The 9364-nt window shown below is 34.0% G+C and carries 7 protein-coding genes, 1 tRNA gene and 2 pseudogenes; 4 read left to right on the top strand and 6 right to left on the bottom strand.

Annotated features, from left to right (window positions below):
• Nucleotides 1-178: 178 nt before the first annotated feature.
• Together C564_RS0116410 and C564_RS0116415 are read right to left on the bottom strand one after the other, a co-directional pair.
• Nucleotides 179-2182 (bottom strand): serine hydrolase, encoded by a 2004-nt coding sequence (locus tag C564_RS0116410; protein ID WP_018766064.1) that lies wholly within the window; start codon nucleotides 2180-2182, stop codon nucleotides 179-181.
• A 218-nt stretch (nucleotides 2183-2400) separates the two neighbouring features.
• Nucleotides 2401-2820: a hypothetical protein gene (locus tag C564_RS0116415; protein ID WP_231382325.1), complete on the bottom strand. Its 420-nt coding sequence runs from the start codon at nucleotides 2818-2820 to the stop codon at nucleotides 2401-2403.
• Between C564_RS0116415 and C564_RS36195 the strand changes: the two are divergent.
• The 3 genes and pseudogenes from C564_RS36195 to C564_RS0116425 all read left to right on the top strand — a co-directional run.
• Nucleotides 2808-2897 (top strand): annotated as a pseudogene (locus C564_RS36195) (class D sortase); the annotation flags it as partial. The gene C564_RS0116415 and the pseudogene C564_RS36195 sit on opposite strands and share 13 nt — an antisense overlap.
• A gap of 269 nt (nucleotides 2898-3166) precedes the next feature.
• Nucleotides 3167-3240, top strand: a tRNA-Ile gene (locus C564_RS0116420).
• 285 nt (nucleotides 3241-3525) lie between these two features.
• A complete protein-coding gene (locus C564_RS0116425; RefSeq protein ID WP_018766066.1) occupies nucleotides 3526-3891 on the top strand; it encodes a hypothetical protein in 366 nt (121 codons plus the stop codon).
• 295 nt (nucleotides 3892-4186) lie between these two features.
• Here C564_RS0116425 and C564_RS0116430 read toward each other — a convergent pair whose 3' ends face one another.
• Nucleotides 4187-4960: a class I SAM-dependent methyltransferase gene (locus C564_RS0116430; protein WP_026008594.1), complete on the bottom strand. Its 774-nt coding sequence runs from the start codon at nucleotides 4958-4960 to the stop codon at nucleotides 4187-4189.
• Nucleotides 4961-5377: 417 nt separating this feature from the next.
• On the opposite strand from C564_RS0116430, the gene C564_RS0116435 reads away from it, so the two are divergent.
• Nucleotides 5378-5767 carry a hypothetical protein gene (locus tag C564_RS0116435; protein ID WP_018766068.1) on the top strand — a complete coding sequence of 130 codons (390 nt, stop codon included), beginning with the start codon at nucleotides 5378-5380 and terminating at the stop codon, nucleotides 5765-5767.
• Nucleotides 5768-6607: 840 nt separating this feature from the next.
• Here the strand turns inward: C564_RS0116435 and C564_RS0116440 are convergent.
• From C564_RS0116440 to C564_RS34875, 3 genes and pseudogenes are all read right to left on the bottom strand, one after another.
• Complete coding sequence (locus C564_RS0116440; RefSeq protein WP_018766069.1) at nucleotides 6608-7735, bottom strand: HBL/NHE enterotoxin family protein; 1128 nt, start codon at nucleotides 7733-7735, stop codon at nucleotides 6608-6610.
• 281 nt (nucleotides 7736-8016) lie between these two features.
• The gene (gene hblA, locus C564_RS0116445; RefSeq protein ID WP_018766070.1) at nucleotides 8017-9144 is read right to left on the bottom strand and encodes a hemolysin BL binding component B; all 1128 of its coding nucleotides are present in this window, start codon (nucleotides 9142-9144) and stop codon (nucleotides 8017-8019) included.
• Nucleotides 9145-9181: 37 nt separating this feature from the next.
• Nucleotides 9182-9364: pseudogene (locus C564_RS34875) on the bottom strand (hemolysin BL lytic component L1); the annotation flags it as partial.

Consider the following 9364-nt stretch of genomic DNA (forward strand, 5'->3'; position numbering starts at 1 on the left):
GCAAAAATATAATTGTTTATTCTGAATATTTAATTTAAATTTGACCATGCATAACTCATTAAGGGATTTAAGGCGTATCTGTGCCAAGAAGTAAAAAATATACTTCAATAAAGAAGGATAGCATCTTTATGCTATCCCTCTTTTTCTGTTCAGATATTTATTCTATTTTTGTGGCAAATTAACTACCTAACATAACATATAATAACAAGGCCGCTGCCTCTTGCCGTTTCATTATTTGTTTTGATAAATAATCTGCTGATCCATCTTCATTATATATAACCTCTGGTCCGACTAAGTGATGACCTACAATGTTTTTCACAGACTCTATCGCCCAATCATCAGTTTCTCCTTTTAAAGTAGCTTCTGCAGGTGGAGCCTCTAGCATTTCTAAATAATGCCAAGCAATCCATGCTGCTTCTTGTCTAGTGATAGCACGATCTGGATAAAATTGTTCTCCCTCTTTTTCGTATAATATACCCAGTTCATATAACTTTTGAATATGAGATGCATACTGATGACCCTTTACATCAGAAAATACAGGGTCTTTTTTTGAAGGTGGTGCAAAGTACGCAATTTGAGACAACCAATATGAAAACTCTCCACGTGTAAGAGGGGCTTCAGGAACAAAATTCCCCTCCTTATTTGCTTTTAATATATCATATTGATGTAAAGGATCTATGAATTTAGCATATGGATGATTCACCTCTATATCTTGAAATCTCTTAGGTTCACTTAATTTCACCGCTGAACTACCAGAGTTCCAATGTATCATTTCTTTTACAGTACCATCTTTGTGAAGTTTAAACGCCATGTAATTACCCTTTTCATCTTCGAATAGTAAAGGATCTATTTGTTTTAATTCCTGTTTACCATACCTTTTATCAGCTACAAATAACTTTCCTTCGCTTATTTTCACATGCGTAATAAGGTTTTTCACCCGTAAATCACGGTACACACCTTCAAATTTCTTTAACTCTTCCTCGTTAGGTTTTAAATACTCTGGCTTCGTTTTATCTGGAAAATAGTGATTCATAAATTCATCAAATAATTTATAAGGAAGTAATGAACTATCTTTATTCGTGACAACAAAAACACCTAATTTATGTTCAGGAATTAACCACATTAAAGAAGAAAACCCTGGTATATTTCCACCTTTCCCAAAAACATATTGACCATTATGGCTTTGCGGTGAAAAGAATTCAAATCCATATGTCATATTGGGATACTTTGGATGCAACGCAAATTTTGTTTGTTGCATATCTTGCACAGTTTCTGTTTTTAGTATTTGTTTATTTTTGAATTTACCACCATTCAATTGAGCAATCATAAAATTGGCTACGTCACTTCCTGTAGAAAACATACTCCCTTGTGGCATGTCCGTCGGTCTTGTTTGATAAAATGGGATGACATCGCCTTTTTTATCGTATCCTGTTGCAAGCTTATCTTTAATAAAATTAGTCATAACAAAACTACTATTTTGCATCTCTAAAGGGTAAAAAATATTTTTCGCCATATATTTATAAAAAGGTGTGTCTGTCAAATTTTGAACAATATATCCTTGCAGCATAGAAGCAAAATTATCATATGTATACGTATCTCCTGGCTTTCTCACTACTGTGGGCATATTTTCTTCTACATAATCTTTAAGTTTTGTATAGTCATTTATTTGATCATGAATATCCCCCAATCTAGGATCCACATCATCAAAACCTGTTGTATGGGTGAGTAAATGTTTCATTGTAACTGGTTCACCCACATTATTTTGGTACTTTAATCCCCCCATATAATTTACTATATCTTTATTTAAATCAATTTTTCCTTGTTCAACTAACTGCATTACAGCACTAGCAGTAAAAACCTTTGATACTGACGCTAATCGAAAAACGGTTTTTTTAGGATCGATGGGAATATTCTGTTCTTTGTTGGAAAAACCGTATCCTTTTTGAAATAGAATTTGATCATCTTTGACAACGACAATAGCTACACCAGGTGCATTTTCTGCTTTCATTTTCTCTGGAATTACTTTATTTGTGAAAGCTTCTACATCTTTAGCATTTAATGCTATAGAAGAAACTGTTTCAGCCTTCGAGTTATTACCACCCAAAAATACTAGAAAGAAACATAGGCTTATAACTAATAAACTTCGAAAATGATGAATAATTCTATGACTTCTTCTTTCCAAATTAATTCCCCCTTTAAAGCCAGATTTGTTGATTATTTTCTCAGTGTGCTAAACATTGATCCGGATAACACAACCATATTCTACCATAATTTATTTCGTTTACATAATTTTATTTATATTCTGTGATTTCATCTTCCTCTAACTTTATAAACAGTTTGGTTCTGGCACAAAAATGTTAGTGAGAAACATAGAGTAGCAAATTCCTCTACATTGCCCTCTTATGAAGCTAAGCCAAACAATTTATGAATACATTCTCTCTGGTTTTGGACGGACTTGTCCGGTAAAACAAGTTGTCCTTTTTTCATCATATGCATGGCTGTATCTGTTCTTCTCCCTTCTGCATGGGAAAAGTCTCCACTAGAGATGGTTAAGTTACCTTCCGCATGAGGTGATTCACCACTCGCTTGTGAACCTCCTCCCTCAGCGTGTGAAAAATCTCCAACGGCTCTCGTAGCCTCCCCCTCGGCGTGAGAAGATTGTCCCCTAGCTTCCGTACTAGTACCTTCCGTATGAGAAGCCGTTCCTATAGCTATTGAACCAGCACCTTCTGCATGGGCAACTTCTCCACTGGCGGTATTTATTCCTTCCGCATGGGCAGCTTCTCCACTAACAATGGTACCGCTTCCTAACATTAACAACCTGTTATCCTTTTGATTATATTGGTGACGCGCCTAATCGTTATATAATTGAATCATCTTTAGTTTCTGTACATTAAAATACTGATTTTATAGACCCTCGTTGGACGAATTCTCTCATATGTAAAATTGCATGAAAACACCAGGTAACATAATGCTATTATTTTGTTATAGATCTGCTCTATATTTTTCATTAATCATGTTGAAACCCTATAGAAAAACAATTGGTGAACTAAATAACTGAAGGAAGGCACTCATTGAGTGTCTTTTCTTTTCATTCAAAATATTATATAATTATATCGGTATACTTCATTATTGCGATTAGCTTGGAAAACTAATCGCTTACCATGGACCTTTAGCTCAGTTGGTTAGAGCAGACGGCTCATAACCGTCCGGTCGTAGGTTCGAATCCTACAAGGTCCACTTTCACAATTCATAAACTAATTATCACAAAAAGATACTCGGAAGATGTCTTTTCTTTTGTTTATGCCTTTCATATATAACTTGTACAAACTTTTTTCTCCCCTAATGCATATTTTATCCTTATATTTACAAATTTTCATAGTAACCTTTTAGTATTTCGAGGAAAATCACTAAATAAGTGCATTCTTTTCTTTTTTCGACAGACACATTGCAACAAATTTAATAGAACCCTTTTGCTATTCTAATTTGGTGACTAATTGAATACTGAATGGAGTGAATTATTTTATGTTTGAAAAGCTTTCTTTGCTTTTTGTTTCCGGTGCATTATTCATGTCTTTAACAGCTTGTACACCAAATTATCAAAAAGCCTCAGCAAAGAATGAAAGTTCAGCTTCCCTGCATACCACCAAAGAATTGCAAAATGAATTCCCCATTGGGATGCCGATTGATGAATATATTGCTAAGAAAAATAAGATGAATATTAAACATCCGACTAGCATTCCTCTTCCGAATGGAAATGTAGGAAGAGTATTACAAACAACTGATGGGTTTGTTGTTATTTGTGGTAATGAAAAAGAAATTTTTAATGTAGTAGTATTTAGAACGCTGGATGAAGTAAAAGAATATGAGACGAGTTTAAGAGAAAAATAATTCCAAACAAAATGCTGGTGTTGCTTTAAAATAAAGTTTGATCAAATTGATACTAATAATCTTGATAAATAATCATAGAAAAGAGCGTGTTTTGAAAAAAGATTAATTAAAACACGCTCTTAATATTTTCAGTTGGTTTACTCTTTTGTAAAAAAGTTTGATCATTTCCTATCTATGTTGCTCCACAATAGCGCCCTATTCTTGAATAGGTATATGATCGCTCACTAAGTGAATAAAGTAGTTGCCCTTATAATAGAGAAGTCAGCGCTATTTTCGTAAGCAAATTAGTGCACGCTTATTTCCTTCCACTCAAAATCACTGCATTTCCTAATACTTTTTTGTTCAATAAGAACTTTGGCAATTTCATTTCTTTAGCAAGCTTGTAGCTATTCAATTCAGATATACCATGTTTCTTTAAGACATTTAAGAGCTCTTTTTCATCCCCAAATATTTTTTCATCCATAAACAAATCTAAGAAGACAAATTCACCACCAGGTTTTAACACTCTTAATGCTTCTTTAATTACTTCAGTTTTATTTTCTCTATCTTTTACTTCATGAAAGGTTAGACAACTTACAATTATATCAAATTCATCATCATTAAAAGGGAGTTCTGCAGCACTTGCTTTCAGAAAATCAACCCTATCAGAGACCCCTTCTATTTCAGCATTCTGTTGACATTGAGCTTTCGAATATTCCCAATTCCCTCCCCAATAATCAATTCCAGTTAAAAAGGACTTAGGAAAAGTCTTTGCCAGTTTAATAATCAGTGAACCACTGCCTGTTCCTATATCTAGTATTTTTCCTTTTCCAACCCAATTCACCTTGGCAACAATTAAATCATGTATTTTTGACTGATAATTCCCTCCAAATGCTGCGAATTGGTAAACTGAATAAGAAAGTATGAGTGATATATACATAAAAGGCAACGCTAAAACCCCTGACAGGACTCGCTGATATAAATTAACAGGTAATAATGTTGCCAAGAGAAAAATGAGTGAAATAACCAAAAAAATAAGTAGTTTGTAAATTCGTATCCAAGTTTGATATTTAGCTTTCGTTTTCAAGATATCAGCCATCCTAAAATAATCTATTTTTTGTTTGTTATAATTATATAGGAAATCAATACCCCTTTGTTAGGTCTTTAAAGATATTCTTATTAAATAATCCTGCCCTATAGTTTAACAAGTTATGTTTGCAGCAGGTGAGGTAAGAAAAATAGTTGCGGAAGAATTAGAAAAAGCGAGGATGGACCCCAGGACAGGGCGAAAACCAATGTCTTCACCAAGATTCGTGGTTCTAATGTTAGAAAAAGGCGAATAGAAATATAGGTGTACCGCCATATATCCATCAACTTAAGAAGTTTATAGCGCCCATCAAAACAAAAAAATGTACATTTTTTTGTTTTGGAGTACTTATATTTTCATAGCTTGATGCGCATGTAGTGATATCTCCCCATTAGTAAAATTCTCTGGAGGTGTATGGATATGGACTGGCATAGTATTACATTGACGGCAGCCGGGGTCATCGGCGGTGGTACCGCGATAGTTCACGGCATACTGATGAAACGGCTGATAATCAAGCCGATTGAGGCAGTTTTTGTGGCGAATGGGCAGATATCTGCACCGATACAAAAACTCGTACGATTGCTTTTGCATTTTACCACGCTCAACTGGTTAATCAGCGGGCTCACCTTGATTGCCGCCGCAATCTGGTTCAAGCAGGATGCAAGGCTCGTGACTGGCCTACTTGCAGGTAGCTCTTTTCTATATGGTGCTATCATCTCTTTTTGGGTAATGCGCCGCCCTCATCCTAGCTGGATTTTATTGTCCGTTGCGCTCCTTTTAATCGTCTTGGGGCTAACGCCGGTGGCCTAAGGCCCTACTTAAACTCATTAGACATGAGCGATTCCATGGAACGAAAATCATCAAGTAGAGGAAGATGAACCTCGATTTATTTTACTAAATAAATCTCAAAAGCAACGTTCAAAATGGTTAAAGGGTATAGATTACACAGCTTTTGTTTGGCCTGCTTTATTTTGATTGATACATATTTACTGGGCAATTGGTGGTACCTTAATAGTAACAAAGAGGATCTGCGCAGTAACGGAACAAGAACGGCAATAACTTAGATTTATGTTGGCTTGTACTACAAATAGTTTGTTTTTAGAAAAGAAATTTTTTATTAAAAGGTTGTTTAAATAGTATGCTTAGTATTTATTGATACATAATAAAAGAGTTCAATAACATAAGTTATATGGGATACAGCCACATCGCCATCAAGCTAAGAAAAAGAATTACCCCCAAGACGGAAAAAATATACTATTCCTTTAATTGAGGTCACTATACATACCAATTTAAAAGGAATAGTATATTTTTCGGTAGGATAAACCGAAGGGGTTCTCCAAATGCTGATGATGTTCCACATAAAGAAAATGCATGAACCAAAAGATAAATTTCTCACCAACAAGTAGATTTTTCTAAAGATTAAATGGAATTTGTCCATACATTATTTTTACATTTATTATACTTGCACCTAAATAGTCTTTATGACCTATTCTTTATAATTTTTGAAGACTTTTTTCAATCATTTTTAATTTTCTGCACCAGAGCCCTCAAGAGAGCAAACCGCTCTCTTTTTTATCATGGCAGAACTTTAACGTCTAACTTAAGTTTTCCATGTTTATTCAAAAGCTTTAAAAAAGAACCGATATCTCCTTATTTTTGTGGAGTGACGGGTTGCATTTTTAATTCTTTTATCCCTTCTTTTAATGTGAACGCATCTGTTCTTACTGTTTTCCAACTGTCTTTAGCTGCTTTCAAGTTGGGTAGTAAGAATTTAAATTTATTTTGATCAGCTTTTTCAGATGCCTTATCAATAAATTGTAGAACTGATCCATATTGACGATCTAAATCACTCCATTGGTCGTACATAAAAGTAAGAGATTTCAGAGCATTATCAATCGCACTATGCATCTGATCAATATTATTAAACGCAACTCCAACTACACGATTTAATGTTAGTTTATAATCTACAGTCTGACGTAATTTTGCTAATTCTGGCTCTAACCAGCCTAACTTACTTCTTGCATCACCTATCATTATACCACCAGAAATCATTACGGGAAAAAACGGAATCTTTACCATTGTCAATCCTTTAGATTCTATGTCTTTCTGATAGTTTACTTGTCCTAAAACTTCATTTAGACGCTTTTCATCGGCCTCCACATCAGCACCTTGGTTTTTTAAAATCGACTGCAAGAGATCTTTATCGCTTCCAAATGCTCTAACATCTTGTCCAATATCGTCTTTTAACTTAGTTAATTCTTGTATTAATTTTTGTGCATACTCTTCGTTTTGTTGAATTTCACCTCGTAAATCTGTAATCCCTTTTTTAAGAATATCTCCGTTCCCTGTATGAATTGCCTCTACTAATGTTCCATAATGATTATCAAATTTTGTATCGTATTCAATAATGCCTGTCAATGTATCTAAAAGCTGTCCTTTTATTTGCGTATCCCATTTAACAGCATGTTCTCTTGCATTCTTTTGATCTTGTACAATTTTAATAGGTAAATCTGCATACCCATTAATAATAATCCCTTCAAAATTCACATCTGGATTATTAATTAACAAACAAGAATAGTCATTCATAGATTTTGCAAATACCCCAGCATCTTGCAAAGCTGTTTTCATCTTCTCTTCATTTGCTGAAAGAGACATATCTCCAGTGTTAGTTTGTTCAATTTCACTTGCAAAAGTTGCTACTGGTGTGACTGCATAAGTGGTTGTCATAGTTAAAAACGTTGATACAGCGAGTATTTTGTAAGGGAGTTTTTTCATCATTTCATATTCCTCCTATATAGGTTTTGATTGTAAGTTCATTTCTCCTTTAAAAGCGATATCTTTTGAAGCTAGTTCTGCATCGTTATGAATATCATTTCAACTTTGTTTAGCAGCCTTTAAATCATCAAGTATTAAAGAAAATTTATAGTGAAAGGCGAAGTCTTGAATCAGACTTCGCCTTTTCGTTATATAGGGATTTACTAATTATTTTATAACCATTTAACAATGTAATCATAGATTCTCTATGTTTTGAGTAACTTTGCAACGGAATCAATATTTCCTTATTTTTGCGGAGTAACAGATTCCACTTTTAATTCTTTTATCCCTTCTTTTAATGTGACAGCATCTGTTCTTAATGTTTTCCAACTGTCTTTAGCAGCATTCAAGTTAGGTTTTAAGAATTTAAATTTATTTTGATCAGCTTTTTGAGATGCATTCTCAATATGTCCCAGTACTCCCGAATATTGAGAATCTAAATCATGCCATTGCGTGGACATATAAGTAAGAGCATTAATAGCATCATCAAGTGCCTTATGCATCTCACTAATATTAATATACGCAACTCCAACTACACGATTTAATGTTATTTTATAATCTACAGTCTGACGTAATTCTGCTAATGTAGGCTCTAACTTAGATAAATTATCTCTTGCTATACCCACTATGATACCACCAATGATCGGTAGGCCCAAAATAGCGCCCTTCATTACATTAAATCCATCAGACTCTAATTTTTTATAATAGTTTACTGAGTCTAAAATTTGTTGTAGACGCTTTTCATCGGCCTCAACATCAGCACCTTGGTTTTTTAAAATCGACTGCAAGAGTTCTTTATCGCTTCCAAATGCTCTAACATCTTGTCCAATAGCGTCTCTTAACTTAGTTAATTCTTGTATTAATTGTTGTGCAGACTTTTGGTTTTGTTGAATCTCACCTCGTAAATCTGTAATCCCTTCTTTTAAAGTCTCTCCATCCCCTATATTAATCGCATCTACAATTGTTTCATAATAATTGTCAAATGTTGTATCGTATTCAATAATGCCTGTCAATGTATCTAAAAGCTGTTTTTTTACTTGCGTATCCCATATAACAGCATGTGCTCTTGCATTCTTTTGATCTTGTACAATTCTGCCAGGTAAATCTACATATCCATTAATAGTAATTCCTTCAAAATTCACATCTGGATTCTTAATTAACATATAAGAATAGGCATTCATAGATTTTGCAAATAACCCAGCCTTTTGCAAGGTTTCTTTCATCTTCACTTCATTTGCTGAAAGAGACGTATCTCCATTGTTCGTTTGTTCAATTTCACTTGCAAAAGTTGCTACTGGTGAGACTACAGAAGTTGTTGTCATAGTTAAAAGCGCCGATGCAACGATTAATTTGTAAGGGATTTTATTTAGCATTTCGTATTCCTCCTAATATAGGTTTTGATTATAAGTTCTATTCTTGTTTAAAAGCGATGTCTTTCGAAATGAATTCTGCATCTTTATGAATATCACTCCAACTTTGTTTAGCAGCTTTTAAATCATCAAGTATTAAAGAGAATTTATGTTCTTGCATAGAGTCGATATTATCATGTAAATCTGTATAGTTGGCCCCCATTTTATTCCATTGTTGTTGGAT

Source organism: Bacillus sp. 105MF (assembly GCF_000374885.1).
Lineage (GTDB): Bacteria > Bacillota > Bacilli > Bacillales > Bacillaceae_G > Bacillus_A > Bacillus_A pseudomycoides.

Excerpts from the sequence above, each read along its gene's own strand:
- hblA (WP_018766070.1), bottom strand. The coding sequence starts at position 9,144 with ATGCTAAATAAAATCCCTTACAAATTAATCGTTGCATCGGCGCTTTTA.
- C564_RS0116440 (WP_018766069.1), bottom strand. The coding sequence starts at position 7,735 with ATGATGAAAAAACTCCCTTACAAAATACTCGCTGTATCAACGTTTTTA.
- C564_RS0116425 (WP_018766066.1), top strand. The coding sequence starts at position 3,526 with ATGTTTGAAAAGCTTTCTTTGCTTTTTGTTTCCGGTGCATTATTCATG.
- C564_RS0116435 (WP_018766068.1), top strand. The coding sequence starts at position 5,378 with ATGGACTGGCATAGTATTACATTGACGGCAGCCGGGGTCATCGGCGGT.